Source organism: Thiomonas sp. UBA7699 (assembly GCF_002482605.1).
Taxonomy (GTDB): Bacteria; Pseudomonadota; Gammaproteobacteria; order Burkholderiales; family Burkholderiaceae_C; genus Thiomonas; species Thiomonas arsenitoxydans.
In genome coordinates this window covers 16,828-38,395 of the sequence record NZ_DLGH01000010.1, presented here as the reverse complement: position 1 = coordinate 38,395, position 21,568 = coordinate 16,828, and the positions used below count along the sequence as shown (strand labels likewise).

Sequence of the window (21,568 nt, the reverse complement as noted above, 5' to 3'; positions counted from 1 at the left end):
GCGCCCGACATCACACTGTGTTCACGAGACACGCAGGAGAACCCTATGCCCACAAGAATTCTGCTCGTCCGTCATGGCGAGACCCGTCTGACGCTGGAAGACCGCTTTGCCGGATCGAACGATATATCGTTGTCGAACGAGGGCCGAGAGCAGGCTGCGAGCCTGGGAATCAGGTTGTCCAGCGTGTCCATCGCTGCGGTCTATGCCAGCCCGATGGCGCGAACCCTGGAAACCGCCCGGATCATCGCAGGCCCGCACAATCTGCCCGTGCAAATCATTGATGCGCTGCGCGAGATCGACTACGGCAACTGGGAAGGCCTGACCCGGGACGAAGTCACCTGCCGATTTCCGCAGGCCTACAGCCTGTGGGAGGAAGACCCGCTACTGGTGGCGCCCGAAGGCGGCGAGTCGGGACTGAGCGTCATCCACCGGGCGTTGCCGATCATGCGCGAGATCATCGAGCGGCACCGGCATCAGACCGTGCTGGTCGTCTCGCACAAAGGCACCAATCGCCTGCTTGTCAGCAGCCTGCTGGGCCTGGATGCGCGCGGCTACCGCGAGCGCCTCGATCAAAGCCCCGCGGCGCTAACCATTCTCGATTTCATGAACGAGGTTCGCCCGCGCCTCAAGCTGTTCAACGACGTATCGCATTACCAGTCATATCCCGAGCGCGAGATTGCCGAACGCACCTCGAAATGGTGGCGTCCGACGGTGGAGGGTTGAGGGTGTTGCGGCCGGGGCCGCGTACAGGCGCTCCTTCGGCGTTCAATGTTTCTGCGCTTCGGGCAAAGTCGTGAAGTGCTCGACCACCGGGGGCTGCGCGAAGTAGGGGCCCACAATCGCCCGCCACTGCGAGAATGCCTCGGACTGGCGAAACCCCACGGTGTGGTCTTCCAGGGTGGCCCAGCGAATCATCAGCAGATAGCGTTCGGGCGTTTCAATGCCTTTGCGGATCTCGTAGCCCTCGAACCCTTTGGCATGCGCGATGACGGTGTTCACGCCATGGACGATGGCGGCTTCGAATTCGGCCTGACTGCCGGGCCGGATCTGAATATCAGCGAGTTCATGAATCATGTTGGGGAGTCTCCAGAGTTGGGTTCAACGTTCCTGATCGGTGGGGCGCATCAGGATTTCATTGATGTTCACATGCGCGGGCTGGCCGGCACAGAACACAATGGCGCGGGCGATGTCTGCGCTTTGCAACTGGCGCATGCTGTCGGCCCAGTTGTTGAGCGCCGTCTGCGTGGGCGCGTGGGCGATATGGTCGCGCAGCTCGGTCTGCGCCACGCCAGGCTCGATCACGGTGACGCGGATATTGTCTTTGTAGACCTCGCGCCGCAGCGACTCGCTAAAACCCACCACGCCCCATTTCGAGGCCGAATAGCCCCCACCGTTGGGGTTGGCTTGCCGCCCGGCGGTGGAGGCCATGTTGAAAATGTGCCCGTCCTTCCTGGCGCGCATACCGGGCAGGGCGGCTTGGCAACTGGCCATGAGCGCGAGCAGGTTCAGCTGGATCATGTGCTGCCAGCGGGTCATGTCCGCACTGTCGATGGGCTCCAGGTACATGACCCCGGCGTTGTTGACCAGGATGTCGAGGCGGCCGAAATGCGCTTCGGTATCTTGCACGATGGCTTGCGCGGCTTTGACTTCGGCCAGGTCGGCAGGAAGAACCAGCACCTCGGCGCCCAGTGCGCGCAGGCGTGCGGCCAGAGCGTCCAGCCGGCCGCCGCGGCGTGCGCTCAGGGCCAGGCGCGCGCCGGCTTGCGCGAACAGTTCGGCGGTCGCTTCGCCGAAGCCGGATGAAGCGCCGGTGATGAGGACGACGCGATCTTTGAGCGATGTAGGAGCGAGATTCAGGGACATGTTGTTTCTCCTTGGGCAAAGCCGAAGACTGTACGCGCGTGGCGTGTTTTCTGCAGGCGCGCTAATGGCGAAACTCCGGTGCCCGATGTCGTCCTACGCCGCCCCATCCGTCACGGTCTTGGGCGCTTCGCTGCTGCCTTCCGCAGCCGTGGTCAGGTGCAGCTGGGCGTCGCCCTGGAGAATGTCTTCCAGCTCGGCGCGGGCGTTTTTCGACAGGGCGATGAGCGCGGCCCTGTCGTGAAACACGGCCTGCTGACGGTCGAGCACTCGCAGGTCGTGGGCGGTGAACAGCGCGACCACCCGGTCGGCATCAACCTCGGGCTGCACGGTCTGCAGCGCCCGCCGTCCCAGCTCCACGCTCGTGCCCCAGGTTTCGCGCAGCACGTCTTTCACGCCAAGCTCGCGCAGGCGCATGAGATGGGTGCGGTTGCGCGCCCGCGCCAGCAGCGGCACGTCGGGGAAGTGAGTACGCAGCAGCTCGGCGATCTTCAGGCTGGCCTCGACGTCATCGACGGCGAGGACGAACAGCCGGGCGTCCTGCACGTGGGCGGCGCGCAGCAGCGACAGGCGGGTGGCGTCACCGTAGTAGATCTTGTTGCCGAACTGGCGCACGAAATCCACCTGTTCGGCGCTGGCGTCCAGCGCGGTGAACGCCACGCCTTGCGCGTTGAGCAGCCTTCCGACGATTTGGCCGACGCGCCCGTAGCCCGCGATGACGACGGGCTGGCCGGGTTCGTCGATAGTGCTGAAGGGCGGCGCCTGACGGTTGCGCGCCCACGGCTGGATCAGCCGGTCGTTGAGGATGAGCAGAAACGGCGCCAGGGCCATGGAGACGGCCACCGCCACGGTCAGCAGCTCGGCAGTGGGGCCGTCGAGCAGACCGCCACTGCGCGCGCTGGTGAACAGCACGAAGGCGAACTCGCCGCCGCAGGCCAGCAAAATGGCCAGCGGGCGACTGAGCGTGTCGTCGCCGCCGATAAGCCGTCTCCCCGCATAGAGCGAGAGGGCCTTGAGTAGCAGAATGCCCGCCCCCAGGCCTATCACCTGCAAGGGCTCGGCCATCACCAGTGGCAGCGCAATGCCCATGCCCACTGCGATGAAAAACAGGCCGAGTAGCAGACTCTCGAAAGGCTCGATGGCCGCCTCTAACTCATGGCGGAATTCCGAATCGGCCAGCAGCACCCCGGCGAGAAACGCGCCCAGCGAGGCTGACAGACCCACGCTGTTCAGCCCCACGCCGATGCCCACCGCGCCCAGCAACGCGGCGGCGGCGAACAGTTCGCGGTTGCCGCCACCGAACCGCGCCACATAGCGGAACATGGTGGCCAGCACCGGCCGCCCGGCCAGGGCCACGATCAGCAAAGCCGCCAGGGCGGGCCAGCCCGGCGCCTGCCCGCCGGCGCCGGTGAGGGCGAGCAGCGCCAGAATGGGAATCACGCTCACGTCCTGGAATAGCAGGATGGCGAAGGTCTCCCGACCGAAGCGCGTGGTCAGTTCCCGGCGCTCGGCCAGCAGCGGCAGGATGTAGGCGGTGGACGACATCGCCAGCGCCACGCCCACCAGCGCCGCGCCCGTCCACCCCAGGCCCAGCGCCGCGGCGATGGCGGCAACCGGCAGCGCCACCCCGGCCATTTGCAGCGCGCCCAGGCCGAACACCTGCCGCCGCAGCGCCCACAGGCGGCTGGGCTGCAGCTCCAGACCAATGAGGAACATCAGCAGCGTGACGCCCAGCTCGGCGGTGTGCAGCACCGACTCCGGCCGACTCACCACGCCCAGACCGTAAGGCCCGACGGCGATGCCCGCCACGAGATAGCCTAGCACCGAGCCCAGGCCGAAGCGTTTGAACAGCGGGACCAGCAGGACGCTGGCGGCCAGCAGGGTGAGCAGGGCGGTGGCGGACATGGGGCGATGGTACGAACAGCCGCCGTCTGGCGCTGCCGTCCGGTGCGCCTATCGCGCTCCGGCCGAAGCCGCTGGCGATGGGCCGATGGCCGACGTGTCGCCCGCGCCCCAGCCGCCGCCCAGCGCTTGAATCAGGGCCACGCTGGCGGCGTAGCGGCGGTTCAGCAGGGTGAGCTGCGCATTGCGCGCGCTGGTGGCTGTGGTCTGCGCGGTGATCACGTTGAGGTAGGGCGCGGTGCCCGCCTTGTACTGGTTTTCGGCCAGACGCAGCGAGACCTCGGCGGCCTGCACCACCTCGGCCTGTTGCTGCGCCTCTTGTGCCAGGATGCGCTGTGCGGCGAGGTTGTCTTCCACCTGTTGCAGCGCGGTCAGCACGCTCTGGCGGTAGTTGGCGACGGTCTGGCGGTAGGCCGCCTGACTGCTTTGCACCTGCGCGCGGCGCAGTCCGCCGTCGAACAATGTGGCCGCGAGCTGCGGGCCGATAGACCAGAACAGCGAGGGCGCGGAAAACAGCTCGGCAATACGCGCGGCCTGGCTGCCGCCCTGCGCCGAGAGCGTGAGGTTGGGGAACCAGGCAGTCTGCGCCACGCCGATCTGCGCGTTGGCCGCTTGCACCTGGGCTTGAGCCGCGGCCAGATCGGGGCGGCGCTGCAGCAACTGCGCGGGGATGCCCGCAGGAATTGCAGGCACTTCGGGCAGGGTGTCGCTGGCCGGCAGGGAGAACTCCGCCGGGGGTTTGCCCACCAGCACAGCGATGGCGTTCTGCAACTGCACGCGGGTCACGCCCAGATCGGTCAGGCTGGTCTGCGCCTGCAACAACTGGGTGCGCGCCGAGGCTACGTCGGCGGCGGTGCCCACCCCGGCCTTGTAGCGGTTGTCGGTGATCTGCAGAGCGCGCTGGTAGGCGGCCACGGTGTTTTGGGCCAGCACGATCTGCGCGTCCACGGTGCGTAGTTGCAAATAGCTGGTGGCGAGGGTGGATTGCAGGCTGAGCTGGGTGTTGGCCAGGGTGGCGGCGCTGGCGGCAGCAGTGGCCTGCCCGGCTTGCACCTGCAGCCGCACTTTGCCCCACAGGTCGGGCTCCCAGCTGGCGCCGAGCGAGGCGCTCAGGCTATTGCCCACGGCGCCGTTGCCTGCGGTTCTGGCGCGGTTGGCCGAAGCCCCGGCAGTCACTGCAGGGTAGTAGGCGGCCTGGGCTTGTGCCACCGCAGCTTGCGCCTGTTCGTAAGCGGCGAGCTGGGCGGCGAGGCTCTGGTTGTGCTGCGCCACCTGGGTTTCAAGGCTGGCGAGCACTGGGTCGTCGAACACGCTCCACCACGCGCCGCGTGGCGCCGCGGCCATCGCCTGCGCGGGCTCCCAGCCACTCTGGGCTTGGGCATAGCTGGCAGGCAGGGCGATTTTCACCGGAGCTTCAGGCGGCGTGGCGGCGCAGGCAGCCAGCGTCAAGACCAAGGGGACGGCGAGCGACAGGCGGGGTGGGACGATGGTTTTCATGGGGTTCAGGCCGTGGAATCGAGAGCCGCCGGGCGGTCGGTGCGGCCGAATTTGCGCAGCGTCCAGCGGCGCAGGCGGTCGAGTTCGAGGTAGATCACCGGGGTGGTGTAGAGGGTGAGCGCCTGGCTGACGATCAGTCCCCCGGCGATGGAGATGCCCAGCGGCTGGCGCAACTCGGCGCCGTTGCCGGTGATGAAGGCCAGCGGCAAAGCCGTGCCCAGCGCGGCCAGCGTGGTCATGAGGATGGGGCGCAGCCGCAGCGTGGCGGCCTGATAGATGGCGTCGCGCGGGCTGGCGCCATGTTCGCGTTCTGCGGTGAGGGCGAAATCGACCATGAGGATGGCGTTTTTTTTCACGATGCCGATCAGCAGGAACACGCCGATGAGCGCGATGATGGAAAACTCGGTGTGCGTGAGCTGCAGGGCCAGCAGCGCGCCTAGGCCAGCCGGGGGCAGGGTGGACAGAATGGTGAGCGGGTGCAGGGTGCTTTCATACAACATGCCCAGCACGATGTAGATGGCGAAGATCGCGGCCATGATGAACAGCGGCTCGTTTTTCAGCGTGTCCGAGAACAGTTGCGCCGTGCCCTGGAAGCCGCCGTGAATCTCGGACGGCAGGCCGATGGCGGCGGTGGCGTCGTCGATCTTGGTCTGGATGCTGCCGAGCGACACGCCCTTGTCGAGGTTGAACGAAATGGTGGACGAGACGAACAGCCCCTGATGGTTGACCGCCAGCGGGGTGTTGGTCAGTTCCTGATGCGCCAGCGCCGAGAGCGGTACGCGCTGGCCGCTGCTGCCCACCAGAAAAACATCGTTCAGCGCCTGGGCGTTGTTCTGATATTGCTGCGCGGCTTCCATCACCACGCGGTACTGGTTGAGCGGCTTGTAGATGGTGGACACCAGGCGCTGGCCGAAGGCGTCGTTCAGGGTCTGATCGATGGTGGACACGGCAATGCCATAGCGCGCCGCGGCCGCGCGGTCGATCACCAGAGAGAGCTGCAAGCCGTTGGCCTGCTGGTCGCTGTTGACGTCGTTCAGGCCCGGAATGCGCTTGAACGCGGCCAGCACCTTCGGCTCCCATTCGCGCAGGGTGTTCAGGTCGGAGGCCTGCAGGGTGTACTCATACAGCGCCGCCGAAGGCCGCCCGCCGGCGCGGATGTCTTGCACCGGGAACATGAAGGTCTGCGTCCCGGGTACGCGCGACAACGCCCGGCGCAGCTCGACGATGATGCTCTGCACGCCTTTGCGCTGATCGATCGGCTTGAGCTGCATGAACATGAAAGCGCTGTTGGTCGTGCCGCCGCCGGTGAACGCCACCACGTTTTCCATGCCCGGGTTCTTGCGCACGATGGCAACGATCTGCTGCAACTTTTTGCTCATGTCCTGGAACGAGATCGACTGATCGGCCTGCACCGAGCCGATCAGCAGCCCGGTGTCCTGCGTGGGGAAAAAGCCTTTGGGCACGACCTTGAACAGATACACCGTCAGCCCGATGGTGGAGAAAAACAGCACCAGCATCAGCAGCGGGTGCAGCAGCGCCCGGCGCAGGCTGCGCGCGTAGCCGTGATGGACATGATTCCAGCCCCGTTCCAGCCAGGAGCTTGGTTTGGGCGCGCCGTGAGCCGGGCGCGCTTGCGGCCGCAGCCAGCGCGAGGCCAGCATGGGCGTGACGGTGAGCGACACCAGCAGCGAGATGCCGATGGCCACCGACAGCGTGACGGCGAACTCGTGAAACAGCCGCCCGACAATGCCGCCCATGAACAGCACCGGGATGAACACCGCCACCAGCGAAATGCTCATCGACAGCACGGTGAAGCCCACTTCTCGCGCGCCCTTGAAGGCGGCAGCCAGCGGCGACAAGCCTTCCTCCACATGGCGCATGATGTTTTCGAGCACCACGATGGCGTCGTCCACCACAAAGCCGGTGGCCACGATCAGCGCCATCAGCGAGAGGTTGTCGAGCGAATAGTCGAGCAGCCACATGGCGGCGAAAGTTCCCACCAGCGACAGCGGCACGGCGATGGCCGGAATGAGCGTGGCGCGCCAGTCGCGCAGGAACAGCCAGACCACGGCAATCACCAGCAGCACCGCGAGGATGAGGGTTTTTTCCACCTCGTCTAGCGACGCGCGGATGGTGGTGGTGCGGTCGGACATGAGGGTGATGTTGATGGCCGCCGGGATCGAGGCTTTGAGCTGCGGCAGCGCCGCCTTCACCCCTTCGACCGCATCGATGATGTTCGCCCCCGGCTGGCGGTAAATGATGAGCTGCACCGAGGGCTGGCCGTTGGCCAGGCCCATATTGCGGTCGTTCTGCAGACCTTCATACACCTGCGCAATCTGGTCGAGGCGGATCGGCGCGCCGTTGCGGTAGCCCACCACGATGTGCTGGTACTGCTGCGGGGTGGAGAGCTGGTCATTCGCGCCCACCTGCCAGCGATGCGTGGCGCTGTCGATGGCACCCTTGGGCGTATCCACATTGGCGCTGGCGATAGCCTGGCGCACCTGCTCCAGCCCCAGCCCCATGCCGTTGACGCGGGGCAGGTCGAGCTCCACCCGCACCGCAGGCAGCGCCGCGCCGCCCACGGTGACCGAACCGATGCCCGCGATCTGCGAAATTTTCTGCGCCAGAATGGTCGAGCCGGCATCGAACATCTGCCCGCGCGACAGGCTCTTGGAGGTGAGCGACAGAATCATGATCGGCGCGTCCGCCGGGTTCATCTTTTTGTACGTGGGCCGCCCGGTCAGGCCGGATGGCAACAGCGGAATGGCCGCATTGATCGCCGCCTGCACCTCGCGTGCGGCATCGTTGATGTTTTTCGACAGACTGAACTGCAGAATGACGCGGGTCGAACCCAGCGAACTGCTGGAGGTCATCTGCGAAATGCCGGCTATCGTGCCCAAGCTGCGCTCCAGCGGCGTGGCCACCGTGGCAGCCATGACCTCCGGGCTGGCCCCGGCCATGCTGGCGTTGACCACGATGGTGGGGAAATCCACCTGCGGCAGCGGCGACACCGGCAGCAGCCGGAAGGCGATCAGCCCCGCCAGAAGCACCGCCAGCGCCAGCAGACTGGTGGCGATGGGACGGCGGATGAACAGGGCGGACGGGTTCACCGCACGTCCTCGTCGGATAGCGCTGTAGCCGGTGGCGCCGAGCCGAAGGTGCGCGCACGCCAGGCCGCCGTGCGGGTGGCGAGCCGGTCGAACGCCAGATAGATCACCGGCGTGGTGAACAGGGTGAGCACCTGCGACACCAGCAGGCCGCCGACGATGGCGATGCCCAGCGGCTGGCGCAGCTCCGAGCCCATGCCTGTGCCCAGCGCCAGCGGCACCGCGCCGAACAGCGCGGCAAAGGTGGTCATCAGAATGGGCCGCAGCCGCAGGTGCGCCGCCTGCAGCATGGCCTCATCGGGCGGCAGGCCCTGGTTGCGCTGCGCGTCCAGCGCGAAGTCCACCATCAGAATGGCGTTTTTCTGCACGATGCCGATGAGCAGAATGATGCCGATGATGGCGATCACCGTGAGGTCATGCCCGGTGGCCATCAACGCCAGCAGCGCGCCGATGCCGGCCGAGGGCAGGGTGGACAGAATGGTGATCGGGTGGATGTAGCTCTCATACAGCACGCCCAGCACGATATACATGGTGGCCACAGCGGCGAGCAGCAGCCAGAGCTGGTTGGACAGCGCCGACTGAAAGGCGCTGGCCGAGCCCTGGAAGGCGATGGTCACCGAGGCGGGCAGCGCAGCCTGCTTGGCCGCCTGCTTGATCGCGTCGACCGCTTCGCCCAGCGACACGCCGGATGCGAGCTGGAAGGAAATGAGCGCCGCTGGAAACTGGCCCAGATGGTCGATGGCCAGCGGCGTGGCGCGCGGCTCGATGGTGGCGATGGTGGACAGCGGCACCGCCTGCCCGTTGCTTCCCGTGAGATACACGCTGTTGAACGCGCCAAGGCCCTGGTCGGGCTGTTTTTCCACGCCGAGCACCACGCGGTACTGCGCCGATTGGGTGAAGATGGTCGACACCAGCCGCTGGCCGAAGGCGTTGTACAGCGCGCTGTCGATCGCGCTCATGGTGATGCCCAGGCGCGAGGCCGCGCTGCGGTCCACGTCCACATAAGCCTGCAAGCCTTGGTCTTGCAGATCGCTGGTCACGCCGGAGAGTTGCGGCAGCGCCTTGAGCCGGTCCATCAGCGCGGTGTTGGCGCGGGAGAGCTGCGCGGCGCTGGTGGCCGACAGGCTGAACTGATAGGGGTAGCGGCTGGCGATGTCGTTGATGGTCAGGTCTTGCACCGGCTGCAGATAGGTAGCTATGCCTTCGACCTTGGCGGCGCGCGAGCCGAGCCGGTTGATGAGGGCTTGCACCCGCGGGCGTTGTTCCAGCGGCTTGAGGTAGATGAGCAGCCGCCCGGTGTTCATGGTGGTGTTCACCCCGTCGATGCCGACCACCGATGACACCGATTCCACCGCCGGATCTTTGAGCAGCGCATCGACCAGCGCCTGCTGGCGCGCGTTCATCGACTGGAACGACACGTCCTGTGGCGCCACTGTCGTGGCCTGGATCATGCCGGTGTCCTGCACCGGGAAGAAGCCTTTGGGAATGAGCACGTACAGCACCACCGTGAGCACCAGCGTGCCCGCCGCGAACAGCAGCACCAGCGGCTGATGCCGCAGCACCCAGCGCAGCGCGCGGGTGTAGCGGGCCGAAAGCCGGTCGAAAAACGCGCCAGTGGAACGGAACAAATGACTTTGTTTTTCTTCCGGCGTATGCCGCAGCAGGCGGGCCGACAGCATGGGCGTGAAGGTCAGCGACACGATGGCCGAAATGACAATGGCCACCGCCAGGGTGATGGCGAATTCGCGGAACAGACGCCCCACCACATCGCCCATGAACAGCAGCGGAATGAGCACGGCGATGAGCGAGAAGGTGAGGGTGATGATGGTGAAGCCGATCTGCCCCGCGCCCTTGAGCGCGGCGGCGAGCGGCCGCTCGCCGGCTTCGATGTAGCGCGAGATGTTTTCAATCATCACAATGGCGTCGTCCACCACGAAGCCGGTGGCGATGGTCAGCGCCATGAGGGTGAGGGTGTTGATCGAAAAGCCGAACAGATACATCGCGCCGAAAGTGCCCACCAGCGCCAGCGGCACTGCGGTAGCCGGAATGAAGGTGGCGCGCACGCTGCGCAGGAACACGAAGATCACCAGCACCACCAGCAGCACGGCCAGCAGCAGCTCGAACTGCACGTCGGCAATGGCCGCGCGGATGGTCACGGTGCGGTCGGACAGCACCGTGAGCTGCGCGGCGGCCGGCAGTTGCGTCTGCAGGCTGGGCAGCAGCTTGTGAATCGCATCGACCACGGCGATGACATTGGCGCCCGGCTGGCGCTGCACGTTGATCACAATGCCGGGCTTGCCGTTGACCAGCGCGGCCTGCCAGGCGTTTTCGGCGCCCGTGCTGATGGTGGCCACGTCGCCCAGCCGCACCGGCGCGCCGCCGGAGTAGGCGATGATCATGTCGCGGTATTGCTGCGGCGATTGCAGCTGATCGTTGGCGTCGATGCTGAACGACTGCTGGCTGCCGCTGATGCTGCCTTTGGGGCTGTTGACGTTCGCCCCGGAAATCGCGGTGCGAATGCTGTCGAGCGTCAGCCCCAGCGCGGCCAGCGCCGGGCCGTTGACCGTCACGCGAATGGCGGGTTTATGTCCGCCCGAGAGGGTGACCAGACCCACGCCCGACACCTGCGAGAGCTTCTGGCTCAGGCGCGTATCGGCCAGGTCGTACAGGGTGGTGAGTGGCAGCGTGGCCGAGGTCAGGCCGAGGGTGATGACGGGGGCGTCGGCCGGGTTGACCTTGGCGTAGATCGGTGGCTGCGGCAGGTCGGAAGGCAGCAGATTGCTCGCGCCGTTGATCGCAGCCTGCACTTCCTGCTCGGCTACGGAAAGCGACAGCGACAGATCGAAGCGCAGGGTGATGACCGACGCACCGCCGGAACTCACCGACCACATCTGCGCCAACCCCGGCATCTGCCCGAACTGCTGTTCCAGCGGGCCGGTGACCGAAGAGGCCATCACGTCCGGGCTGGCACCGGGGTAAAGCGTGGTGACCTGGATGGTGGGGTAATCGACTTCGGGCAGCGCGGCTTGCGGCAGCAGCTTATAGCCCACGAACCCGGCTACCAGCACCGCAATCATCAGCAGCGTGGTGGCGATGGGGCGCAGGATGAACAGCCGTGAGGGGCTCGGCCGGTCTTCGAGCGGCTCCCCCTCCCAACCTCCCCCACGAGTGGGGGAGGAGAGGTCGGCGCTGCGTGTTTCCTTCGGATGCCCCTCCCAACCTCCCGCACGAGTGGGGGAGGAGAGGTCTACGCTGCGCGCTTCCTTCGGCTCCCCCTCCCAACCTTCTCCACCTGCGGGTGAGGGGTTTGCTCCCTCTCCGCTTTGCGGGGAGGGCTGGGGAGGGGAGGCTTTGTCGTCGTGTGGCGCACTCATGCTCAGCGTGCTCCGCTGGCGGCGGGCTTGGCGTGGGCGTCAGGCCGGGCACGCTCCTTCCCGGCGCCGCCTGCGGACTGCACCATTGCCTGCACCACTTTCACCTCGCGGCCGTCCCGCAGGCGGTCGAGGCCGTCGGTGACGACGCGCTCGCCCGGCCTCAGGCCGCTGACGATCTGCGTGAGGTTGTCAAACGCCACCCCGGTTTTCACCACCCGCATCTTCACCTTGTTGTCCGGCCCGATGACGTAGACATAAGTGCCGGGCGCGCCAACCGCCACGGCGGTGGTGGGCACGACGATTGCGTCGGGAATGGTGCGCACCAACAGTCGCACGTTGACGAATTGGTTGGGGAACAGGGTCAGCTTCGGGTTGGCGAACTCGGCGCGCAAATTGAGCGTGCCCGTCGTGCTGTTGATCTGGTTGTCGGCTGCGACCAGCTTGCCGGTTTCGAGCAACTGGGTGTTGCGCGCATCCCAAGACTGCGTTTGCAACTGTTTGCCCGCCATGAGCTGGCTCACCACCTCGCCGATCTGCTGCTGCGGCAGAGCGAAGGTCACGTCCACCGGCTGCACCTGCGCGATGGTGGCAACCGGTGAGGCCGAATTGGTGCTGCTGCTGGTGTTGCTGCCCACGGCGCCCGAAGTCGTCACCATATTGCCGGCGTCCACCGGGCGCAGGCCAGTGAGGCCGCTGACCGGAGCGGTGATGCGCGTCCAGCTCAGTTGCAGTTTGGCGTTGTCGAGCGCGGCCTTGTTGGCGTCGAGCGTGGCTTTGAGCTGGGCCACGGTGGCACGCTGGTCGCTGACCTGTTGCGCCGAAATCGAATCTTGCTTGAGCAGGGTTTCATAGCGCAGCAAATCGCTTTGCGCACCGGCGAGCTGCGCCTGCGTCTGCTCCAGTTGCGCCTGCGCCTGCTCCACCGCGATGCGGAAAGGCCGCGGGTCGATCTGCGCGAGCAACTGCCCGGCCTTGACCGTCTGCCCCTGCTTGTAGTCCACGCTCTGCAGCAGTCCGGCCACCCGCGGCATCACGTTCACATAGCTGCGCGGCGTGACCGTGCCCAGCGCGGTCAGCCATACCGGCACGTCCTGCGTTCTGGCGACGGATGCCGTGACCGGCTGCGGCGGCATCTGCCCTTTTCCCATTCCGCCCGGGCCGCGCATCTGCGCCTGCGCCGGGTGCTCGCTGCCCAGTAGGGCCAGACCGCCCGCGGCGAGCAGGGCCACGCCCAGCCCGCCCCAAAGCCAGCGGCGCGCGGTCAAGGGACGGCGATTTTGTTCAGGGGAGGGGGAATTCGCAGTCATGGGCGGGGTGTCACGGTGGAAAAACAGATCGGTTGGCAGTCTTCACATCCTGCCAGTGCGACGTGAAAGTCGTGTGCAGGCAGTGTGAAGAAGTATGTCGCTTTGAGTCTGCCGCTGGGGCGTCAAGCCTTGGGCTGACGCTGATGATTCCAATACACCTCGGTGCTGGCGGCGTCGCCCGCGCGGTTGAGCGTGCGCGCCAGCACGAACAGCAGATCGGACAGGCGGTTGAGGTACTGCAGCAGCTCGGCGCGCAGCAGCGTGGGCGCCTGCTCCCCGCCGGCCTGCGCCACTTCGCAGGACACGGCCACCACCGCCCGCTCGGCGCGGCGCGCCACGGTGCGGCACACATGCGCCTGCGAGGCCGTTTGCGTGCCTCCGGGCAAAATGAACTCGGCCAGCGGCGGCAGTTTGGCGTTGTAGTCTTTCAGCGCGTCATCGAGCGCGGCCACCTGCTCGGGTTTGAGCAGCGTCATGCCCGGCACCGAAAGCTCGCCGCCGAGGTCGAACAGATCGTGCTGCACCTGCGAGAGCAAGGCGTCGATGGCCGACGGCAACCCCATGCTGCGCAACAGCCCGAGATGCGAGTTCAGCTCGTCCACCTCGCCCAGCGCCTGAATGCGCGCGGCCGATTTCAGACAGCGCGAGCCGTCCCCCAGCCCGGTGGTGCCCGCGTCGCCAGTGCGGGTGGATATGGCGGTGAGGCGCAGCCCCATGATCAGGCCGCCTCAGCAGAAGCCGCAGGAGCCGAAGAAGCCGCCGAAGAAGCTGCACTAGGCCCGATGCGCCGAGTATGTTCGGCAAGCTCCGACAGGATGTTTTCTGCCGCTTTTGCGCTGAGATCGAGCGGCGAAAATCGCGCTTCGAGCGAATAGGCCAGAAATAGACTGCGATTTTTTTCCGTGCTCAAGACATAACCCATCGACCAATCACCAAACAGCCGTTTATCAATCTCTTGATAACTCAGGATGGCCGACTGGTTGTGCCGCGGGTCGCGCAGAATTTTGGCGTAAAGGGTGTTGATTTTCGAGCGAGCGCCTTCTAGAGCCTGGAGAAAAAATCCGTCAGCAAACACCAGCATGCCGGTCAAACCCAGAGGCTGGTTGTTGCGCCGCGAGGTGTTGAGAATGTCATGCACATCCGCCGGGCCAAAATTGGGAGAAATGCGGCTGGCGTAAATCATGCGAATCATGGGGTCCATACAGGCTCCGAAGTAGAGTAAGAACTAGCGCAGTGCATTGTGCCCGATGCGAAGATGCCTTACAGCGCGCGATCCTCAAGCCCGACTCCTAGCCCCGCTGCGCCCTCGCGGGCGAGCGTCTATCCTTGCAGCCGCAAACCCTGACCGAGGACATCCCATGAACGCCCCCCTCACCCCGAAAATTCTCACCCGACCCACGCCGCCCGCCCTGCTCGACGCGCTGGCCACGCGGTTTGGCGCGCAGCTTTCCACCGCGCAGGCGGTGCGCGAGCAGCATGGGCGCGATGAATCGCCCTTCGATGTGCCGCCGCCTTCCGCCGTGGTGTTCTGCGAGAGCACGCAAGACGTGGCCGACGCGGTGAAACTGGCCGCCGCGCACGACGTGCCGGTCATCGCCTTTGGCGCCGGATCGTCGCTCGAAGGCCAGTTGCTCGCGGTGCAGGGCGGCATCAGCCTCGATCTCACGCGCATGAACCGCATCCTCGACGTGGCCGCCGCCGACATGCTCGTCACCGTGCAGGCCGGGGTCACGCGGCTGCAGTTGAACGACGAACTGCGCCATACCGGCCTGTTCTTCCCCATCGACCCCGGCGCCGACGCCACGATAGGCGGCATGGCCGCCACGCGCGCCTCGGGCACCAACGCCGTGCGCTACGGCACCATGCGCGAAAACGTGCTGGCGCTCACCGTGGTGCTGGCCGATGGCCGCATCATTCGCACCGGCACCCAGGCGCGCAAAAGCAGCGCGGGCTACGACCTCACCCGCCTCATGGTGGGCAGCGAGGGCACGCTGGGCATCATCACCGAAGTCACCCTGCGCCTGTACCCGCAGCCCGAGGCGGTGGCCGCCGCGGTGTGCTCTTTCCCCGACGTGGCGCACGCGGTGGACTGCACCATCGCCCTCAATCAGGCTGGCATTCCCATCGCCCGCGTGGAACTGATGGACGCGGGCGCGGTGCGCGCGGTCAACGCCCACGACCATCTCGGCCTGCCCGAGCAGCCCCTGTTGCTGATGGAATTCCACGGCTCGCCCGCCGGGGTGCGCGAGCAGGCCGAAACCGTGCAGGCCCTCGCCGCAGACCATGCCGGCTCCGACTTCGCCTGGGCCGACACGCCGGAAGAACGCACCAAGCTGTGGAAGGCTCGTCACCACGCCTACCTTTCCGCGCTGCAAATGAAACCCGGCTGCCGCTGCGTCACCACCGACACCTGCGTGCCCATTTCGCGTCTGGCCGAGAGCATCAACGACACCATCACCGAGGCCGACGCCGCCGGGCTGCCCTACTTTGTCGTCGGCCATGTGGGCGACGGCAACTACCACATCGGCTACCTCATCGACCCCGCCAAACCCGAAGAGCGCGAACTGGCCGAACGTCTCAACGCCCAACTCGTGCGCCGCGCCCTCAAACTCGGCGGCACCTGCAGCGGCGAACACGGCATCGGCCTGCACAAGCAGGGCTTCCTGCGCGAGGAAGCCGGCGACGACGCGCTCGACGTGATGCGCGCCATCAAGCAGGCGCTCGATCCGAGGGGCATCCTCAATCCGGGGAAGATTTTTGCGTGAAAGCGGGACCAGTAAGGCCATGTTCACCTACCTCATGCTCGGCAGCAACGATCTCGTTCGCGCGGCCGCGTTTTACGACCCGGTACTGGCCGCGCTTGGGCACGCGCGCTGCGTGACCGAAGACGACGATCCCGCCCATGAAATCGGCTGGGGCCGCTACGCCGACGAGGGGCGGGTGGAACTGGCGCTGTGGCTATGCAAGCCCTTCGACGGTCAGCCCGCCACAGTGGGGAATGGATCCATGATCGCGCTGGCCGCCCGCAGCCGGGCGCAGGTCGATGCCTTTCATGCCGCAGCAATGGCGCATGGCGGTCGCAGCGAGGGCGCGCCGGGTCTGCGCCCGCACTACGGTCCGGATTTCTACGCCGCTTACGTGCGCGACCCCGATGGCAACAAACTCGCCGCCGTCTGTCGTGCAGCGGCGTAGGGGTGCAATCACCCAGCGGGCGTTGGCTCCAGCCCGCTGAACACTTCCGTCAAGGGGATGCGCAGTTGCACGCTGGCGAGTTCCATCTCCGCCAGCCCGGTGAAATCATGCAGCTCGAACAAGCCGCGTTCATTGCGCACGAACACCTCCACGCTGCGGCTGTCGGGGTCGATCAGCACATATTCGCGCAACTCGGCGATGCGCCGGTACATGGCAAACTTCAGGCTGCGCTCAAAGCCCTGCGTGCTGTCAGACAACACCTCAACGATGAGCACCGGATGACGAAACACCATCTCGGTGCGCAGGTCGTCGGCATGGCAGGTGACGAAGACGTCCGGGTAAAACACCGCCTCATCGGCCACCTGCACCTTCAGGCTTTGGCTGAACACCTGGCAGGGCCGCCCGAGTAGCGCTAATTTCAGGGCGACGGCCAGATTCCCTGACGCCACGCCATGCACCCGGCGCACCCCCACCATGGTGAAGGCTTCGCCGCGATAAAACTCGTGCCGCTCGGGCTGCGCGTTTTCCCAGACGAGGTAATCGCCCAAATTCAGTTTGTGTTGTGCCAAGGCCATGTGGTCATCCTAGTCGTGTCCAAGCGGCGAAAGTGCAGCGTATTCTCGCCGTATTGGCTAGGTTGCGGTGTCCACATGGCGCCAGCCCCTGCCTGCTTACTGCGCATACAGATTGAAGAAAGTGCGCGCCGCCACGGTGCAGAACGGGCGCTCGTCGGTGTGGTAGCTCTCCATCGCGTAGGCAGCGGCCTGCTGCGCCGTGTAGCCCTGCGCTTCAGCCGCTTGCACCACACCTTGTTGATACGCGATGAAACCACCTTGCACCGTGCTCGCCACGGTCTGCAGGGTCTGTTGCTGTGCGGTGTTCAGGCCGTAGCTGGTCAGGCCGTTGCTGTAGGTGCCGGGGCTGCCCTGGTTGTCGAGGTCGAGGGTGGCAAAGCGCAGGCCGGGGTTGGTGGTCTGGGCCTTGTTCATCAGGGTGGCAGTCATGGCGGCGGCGTCCTGGTTCCAGAACACTTCGGGGTCCTGGTCGCCACCGCACATCAGCAGCGGCATGCTCGGGGTGTAGCCGCGCAGATCGTTGGCCAGGAGAATTTGCCGCAGGGGATCTTGCGGGTTGCTCGCAGGCGTTGGTGTGCCGGTGGCGAAGTTAGGCGCAGAGCCATCAACGGGCGCGGCGCCGTCGGGGTGGGCGAGCACGTCGGCCACATATTGCGCGCGGTAGGCGGTGCTGATGAGGTAGTTGGTCGGATCGAAGCCCAGCGGGCCGAGCGGCCAGCCTTCGCTCAGGCTATCCAGCGCAGCGTTGCCGGTGGGCGGAGATTGAAAGATGGCGGTGTACGGAATCTTTCCGGCCTGCGCCAGTTGGCCAAAGCCCGCAAAGCCCACGGGGCCGGGGAACAGGGTCGGCGCGTCCGCATAAAGCGGGTTGAACATGGCGGCAAGATCGATTTGCGGCGACCCCGCGGGCAGATGGGCGTAAGAGTTGGCGACCAGCGGCAGGTAGGCGGTGCCGCCAACGTTGGGATGTCCGAGCATGATTTCATCGCTGATGGCGAGCATGCCGTAAGGCCCGGACATCGGCGCGCCCGCCGTGGCCGGGCGGCCCTGGGCATCGAGCTTGGCCAGTGTGGCCATCGACACAAAGCCGCCTTGCGAATAGCCGGTGACGAACAGCTTGCCGTTGTCGCTCACGGGCAGGTTCAGTTGCATCAATGCTTGCCGCGCGGCCGTGAGGCTGTCGATCATGTCCTGCGACTGCTGCTGTTTATTGAGATAAGGCGCGTAGGGCAGGGGCGAGGTGTCGTAACCGGCGTAGTTGGGCGCAACGACGATGTCGCCCTGCGCGGCGAAGATCATGGCCACGCGTGAGGCGGTGCCGAAGGCGGGGTTGCTCGGGTCGCCGAGTGCGGCCAGGTCACGGTTCTTGCTCAGCGCGGTGCCGTGGGCGTAGAGCACGATGGGCTTTGCGCCCTGACATTGCGCGGTGCTGCCGGAGGGAATCATCAGCGCGCCGGTGGCGGTGGTGGGTTCGTTCTCGCCGCCTACGGTGGCGTAGGTGTACTTGTAGACTGTCACGCCGCAAACCGGGGCGCCGATGAGCTGCTGCACCCCGCTGGGGTAGCGGCCCATCCAGTGGCTCGACGTGGCGATGGTGTTGGTCGAGATCGCCGCGGTGGGCGTGGCGCTGGCTGAAACCAGGGTGTCAGCCGTGCCGGTGGTGGGAGTGGGCGTGCCGCCACCGCCACCGCAGGCCGCGAGCAGCAGGGTGCTGGAACTGACGGCCAGGGCCGTCTTCAGCGAGAAGGTGTGCATGGGTTGTCTCCGTCGTCTGGCCTTGTCGCGGCCTTAGATTTATCTGAAAATCGAACGCTCGTTCTTTATCAAGAATTCTCCGCTTCTCCAGAGCACGTCAACGGTATTTACAAAGCGTTTCAGAAGGGGTGGGGCAGCCCGGGCATCGGACCCTTTGGCTCTGACAATTCACAAGCCCGAGCGGCCATGCCGGGCCTATGCTTCGCACTTGTCGTATTCGCAGAGCCCCTTCATCATGTCTGACCATTTTGTTGTACTCGGCGCGGGCTTTGCCGCCCTCACCGCGGCGCGCACCTTGCGCTCCAAGGCGCCGCAGGCGCGTATCACTCTGGTGGCGCCCAAGGCCGAGTTCGTCTATCTGCCCAGCCTGATCTGGGTGCCCACGGGAGTGCGCAAGAGCAGCGATCTGGTCATCGACCTGGCGCCGTTTTTGCGCAAGCACCGCATCGACTTTCTCGCCGCCGAAGTGACCGGACTGCAAGACGGCGGCCGCACGGTGCTGACGACCGGCGGGCCGGTGGAGAACGACGGCCTGATCATCGCCACGGGCGGGCGCTTCATCAAAAAGCTGCCGGGCATCGAGCACGCCATCGCGCTGTGCGAGGGCGTGGCGGCGGCGGAAAAAATCCGCGAGCGGCTGCTTGCGATGGACAGCGGGCGCATTGCCTGCGGTTTTGGCGGCAACCCGCAGGAGCCCACGGCGGCGCGCGGCGGGCCGATGTTCGAACTGCTGTTCGGCATCGACACCTGGCTGCGCCGCCAGCGCAAACGCGACAAGGTGGAACTGGTGTTTTTCAACGCCTCGGACAAACCCGGCCAACGCCTGGGTGAGCGCGCCGTCACCGGGCTGCTGTCGCACATGGCCAAGCGCCGCATCGACACCCATCTGGGCCACAAGCCGCTGCGCATGTCGCCCGAAGGGGTGGAGACCGAGGGCGGCCTGGTCAAGGCCGATCTCATTCTGTTCATGCCCGGCATGACGGGGCCGGGCTGGACGCACAACTCCGAGCTGCCGCGCTCGCCCGGCGGCTTCATCCAGGCCGACGCGCACTGCGCCGTGCCCGGTTTCGAGCGGGTGTTCGTTGCCGGAGATGCCGGCAGCTATCCCGGCCCGGACTGGCTGCCCAAGCAGGCGCACATGGCCGATCTGCAGGCCAAGGCCGCTGCCGAGAATCTGCTGCTGGTGATGCAAGGCCAGCCTGCGCAGCATGTGCCCAAGGCCGAGTTGGTGTGCATCGTCGATACCGTGGACAGCGGCATTCTGGTGTTCCGCGACGAGAGCAAAACCATCGTCCTGCCGCCTTCTCGCGCCTTCACCTGGGCCAAGCGCTGGTTCGAGGGCAAATACCTCAAGGACTACCGCTCGGCCTAATTCAGCGCAAACGACCTCACCCCACCCCAACCCTCCCCACGGGTGGGGAGGGAGTTAGAAACGTCTCTCCCACCGCGCCGGAGATGGTTTGCTCCTCCCCCACTGGTGGGGGATGTTGGGAGGGGGTGCGGGTTTGCGCCGACTCAGTTGGCGCCAAGCCAACAGCGCCAACTCACTGCGTCTTCTGGTCGATCAGCACATTGCCCAGTGCATCCTTGAGCTGCACTTCATCCACCCGCAGCAGCAACCCTTGCGTCTTGGCGTCGCCGCCGAGCACGGTGGCGAAAATGGTCATGTGAAAGTGCTGGTAATTGGCGATGGCGGCGTCGAGGGTTTTCATCACAGCGGCATCGGCGCAAGCCAAATGGCGAAATGCTTCGGGGTGATCGTAGGTGTAGTGATACGGCGAGTTGTCGAAGTAATACCCGGCGCCGTGGATGAACAGGCGGTTGTCGATGGGGTAGTACTTGTCCTGCGGTACATAGGCGTCGAGCGCGATGTCATCGACGTCGATGCGCAGCTTGGGGTGCGCTTTGTCGAAAGCAATCATGGCGTCGATCTGCTGCTTTTCCTTCGCGCTGGCCTGCACCGGCGCGGGCGGTTCGATCATTTCGGTATTCGGCGTGAGGATGCCGGTGTAGTTCACCGCCTGCTTGGAATACGCATAGACATAGGTCTTGAGCAGCACGGCGTTGTCCAGCTCGACAAACCCGTCGCGCTGCTTGATGGCGTGTACGCCCAGGCTTTGATCGATGCGCACACGCGAGGGCGAGCCGGGCAAATCGGTGAGCGAGGCGCTTTCCAGATTGATTTGTGTCGCCGGGGCCGAGGCGGGCTTGGCCGCAGGTTCGGCAGCCTGCGCCAGGGTATCGAGGCTCAGAACGGCGCCCAGGCTCAGGGCCGAGAGTGCGGCGCCCAGCACGGTCAACTGCAACAGACGGCCGGGGCGGGAGAGTCGGGTATCAGCCATGGTGAGGCTCCGGTTGTGCGGCGCTGGAGGAAGAGGGTGCGGCCGGTTCGTCTTCATCTTCCCAGCCGGTGATCATGGCCTTGATGTAGGCGGTTGGCGGGTGCGCCGTGGTGCCCAGATAGACGTGCAGGATGAAGAACAGCAGCATCATGTAGGCGGCAGCGGTGTGGGTGAGCGCCACCCAGTCGAGCTGCAGCCCCAGGGGCGAGAGCCGAATCCAGCCATAGCTGAAAAACAGCAGCAGCAGGCCGCTAGCCCAGATGAGCGGATTGATCATCAGCTTGAGCCACAGATACGCCAGCCGCTGCAGCGGGTTGTGTTTGCGAAACGGCTCCTTGTGATACGGGTGATGTTCACCGATGAACATGCCCCAGGCGTAATAGCGCGCCACCGTCCACAGGCTTTTCGGGCGCAGGTCGGGGATGTAGTTCTTCCAGGCGCCGGTGGTGAAGTGCCAGAACACGGCGAAAGTCCACAGGGTCATCAGCAGCCAGGCGGCGTATTCGTGGATGAGCAGGGCGTGCTCGAAATTGAAGCCGCCCAGATAGCCGTGAATCTCGAAGCCGGTGAACAGCATGGTGATGATGAGCGCGGCCTGGCTCCAGTGCCAGAAGCGCTCGAAGCGGGTGAACCTGTAAACGCGTTGTGTCGTCATGA

17 protein-coding genes are annotated in these 21,568 nt (G+C 65.7%); 4 read left to right on the top strand and 13 right to left on the bottom strand.

The genetic code is table 11. The annotated features are described in order from the left end of the window. The first annotated feature begins 45 nt into the window (after positions 1 to 45). Positions 46 to 723, top strand: a complete 678-nt coding sequence (locus B3H47_RS04265; protein ID WP_276707423.1) for a histidine phosphatase family protein — start codon at positions 46 to 48, stop codon at positions 721 to 723. A gap of 42 nt (positions 724 to 765) precedes the next feature. On the opposite strand, the gene B3H47_RS04260 is transcribed toward B3H47_RS04265, so the two are convergent. The 9 genes from B3H47_RS04260 to B3H47_RS04220 form a co-directional block, all read right to left on the bottom strand. Next, the gene (locus tag B3H47_RS04260) at positions 766 to 1,074 is read right to left on the bottom strand and encodes an antibiotic biosynthesis monooxygenase family protein (protein ID WP_276707422.1); all 309 of its coding nucleotides are present in this window, start codon (positions 1,072 to 1,074) and stop codon (positions 766 to 768) included. A gap of 24 nt (positions 1,075 to 1,098) precedes the next feature. Continuing rightward, entirely contained in the window at positions 1,099 to 1,863 is a 765-nt protein-coding gene (locus B3H47_RS04255; protein WP_276707420.1) for an SDR family oxidoreductase, read from the bottom strand. Positions 1,864 to 1,956: 93 nt separating this feature from the next. Then, positions 1,957 to 3,765, bottom strand: coding sequence for a cation:proton antiporter (locus B3H47_RS04250; RefSeq protein WP_276707419.1), 1,809 nt, complete (start codon positions 3,763 to 3,765; stop codon positions 1,957 to 1,959). Between the two features lie 48 nt (positions 3,766 to 3,813). Beyond that, positions 3,814 to 5,259, bottom strand: coding sequence for an efflux transporter outer membrane subunit (locus tag B3H47_RS04245; RefSeq protein ID WP_276707418.1), 1,446 nt, complete (start codon positions 5,257 to 5,259; stop codon positions 3,814 to 3,816). A 5-nt stretch (positions 5,260 to 5,264) separates the two neighbouring features. Beyond that, the gene (locus tag B3H47_RS04240) at positions 5,265 to 8,369 is read right to left on the bottom strand and encodes an efflux RND transporter permease subunit (RefSeq protein ID WP_276707416.1); all 3,105 of its coding nucleotides are present in this window, start codon (positions 8,367 to 8,369) and stop codon (positions 5,265 to 5,267) included. After that, positions 8,366 to 11,740, bottom strand: a complete 3,375-nt coding sequence (locus tag B3H47_RS04235; RefSeq protein ID WP_286986188.1) for an MdtB/MuxB family multidrug efflux RND transporter permease subunit — start codon at positions 11,738 to 11,740, stop codon at positions 8,366 to 8,368. Before B3H47_RS04235 ends, B3H47_RS04240 begins: the two co-directional genes overlap by 4 nt. A gap of 2 nt (positions 11,741 to 11,742) precedes the next feature. Then, complete coding sequence (locus B3H47_RS04230; RefSeq protein ID WP_286986187.1) at positions 11,743 to 13,047, bottom strand: efflux RND transporter periplasmic adaptor subunit; 1,305 nt, start codon at positions 13,045 to 13,047, stop codon at positions 11,743 to 11,745. A gap of 122 nt (positions 13,048 to 13,169) precedes the next feature. Beyond that, positions 13,170 to 13,763: a cob(I)yrinic acid a,c-diamide adenosyltransferase gene (locus B3H47_RS04225; RefSeq protein ID WP_276707413.1), complete on the bottom strand. Its 594-nt coding sequence runs from the start codon at positions 13,761 to 13,763 to the stop codon at positions 13,170 to 13,172. 2 nt (positions 13,764 to 13,765) lie between these two features. Next, complete coding sequence (locus tag B3H47_RS04220; protein ID WP_276727758.1) at positions 13,766 to 14,230, bottom strand: BLUF domain-containing protein; 465 nt, start codon at positions 14,228 to 14,230, stop codon at positions 13,766 to 13,768. Between the two features lie 175 nt (positions 14,231 to 14,405). On the opposite strand from B3H47_RS04220, the gene B3H47_RS04215 reads away from it, so the two are divergent. Further along, on the top strand, positions 14,406 to 15,812 hold the full coding sequence (locus tag B3H47_RS04215) for an FAD-binding oxidoreductase (RefSeq protein WP_286986186.1): 1,407 nt from the start codon (positions 14,406 to 14,408) through the stop codon (positions 15,810 to 15,812). Between the two features lie 19 nt (positions 15,813 to 15,831). Next, complete coding sequence (locus B3H47_RS04210; RefSeq protein WP_013104880.1) at positions 15,832 to 16,239, top strand: VOC family protein; 408 nt, start codon at positions 15,832 to 15,834, stop codon at positions 16,237 to 16,239. An 8-nt stretch (positions 16,240 to 16,247) separates the two neighbouring features. Here the strand turns inward: B3H47_RS04210 and B3H47_RS04205 are convergent, their stop codons facing one another. Together B3H47_RS04205 and B3H47_RS04200 are read right to left on the bottom strand one after the other, a co-directional pair. After that, complete coding sequence (locus tag B3H47_RS04205) at positions 16,248 to 16,814, bottom strand: Uma2 family endonuclease (protein WP_286986185.1); 567 nt, start codon at positions 16,812 to 16,814, stop codon at positions 16,248 to 16,250. 96 nt (positions 16,815 to 16,910) lie between these two features. Beyond that, a complete protein-coding gene (locus tag B3H47_RS04200; protein WP_286986184.1) occupies positions 16,911 to 18,569 on the bottom strand; it encodes an alpha/beta hydrolase family protein in 1,659 nt (552 codons plus the stop codon). Between the two features lie 235 nt (positions 18,570 to 18,804). Between B3H47_RS04200 and B3H47_RS04195 the strand changes: the two genes are divergently transcribed. Continuing rightward, on the top strand, positions 18,805 to 19,941 hold the full coding sequence (locus B3H47_RS04195) for an NAD(P)/FAD-dependent oxidoreductase (protein ID WP_286986183.1): 1,137 nt from the start codon (positions 18,805 to 18,807) through the stop codon (positions 19,939 to 19,941). A 172-nt stretch (positions 19,942 to 20,113) separates the two neighbouring features. Here B3H47_RS04195 and B3H47_RS04190 read toward each other — a convergent pair whose 3' ends face one another. Together B3H47_RS04190 and B3H47_RS04185 are read right to left on the bottom strand one after the other, a co-directional pair. Continuing rightward, the gene (locus B3H47_RS04190; RefSeq protein ID WP_286986182.1) at positions 20,114 to 20,911 is read right to left on the bottom strand and encodes a hypothetical protein; all 798 of its coding nucleotides are present in this window, start codon (positions 20,909 to 20,911) and stop codon (positions 20,114 to 20,116) included. Continuing rightward, entirely contained in the window at positions 20,904 to 21,566 is a 663-nt protein-coding gene (locus B3H47_RS04185; protein WP_286986181.1) for a cytochrome b/b6 domain-containing protein, read from the bottom strand. The genes B3H47_RS04190 and B3H47_RS04185 overlap by 8 nt, the downstream gene beginning before the upstream one ends. Positions 21,567 to 21,568 lie beyond the last annotated feature (2 nt).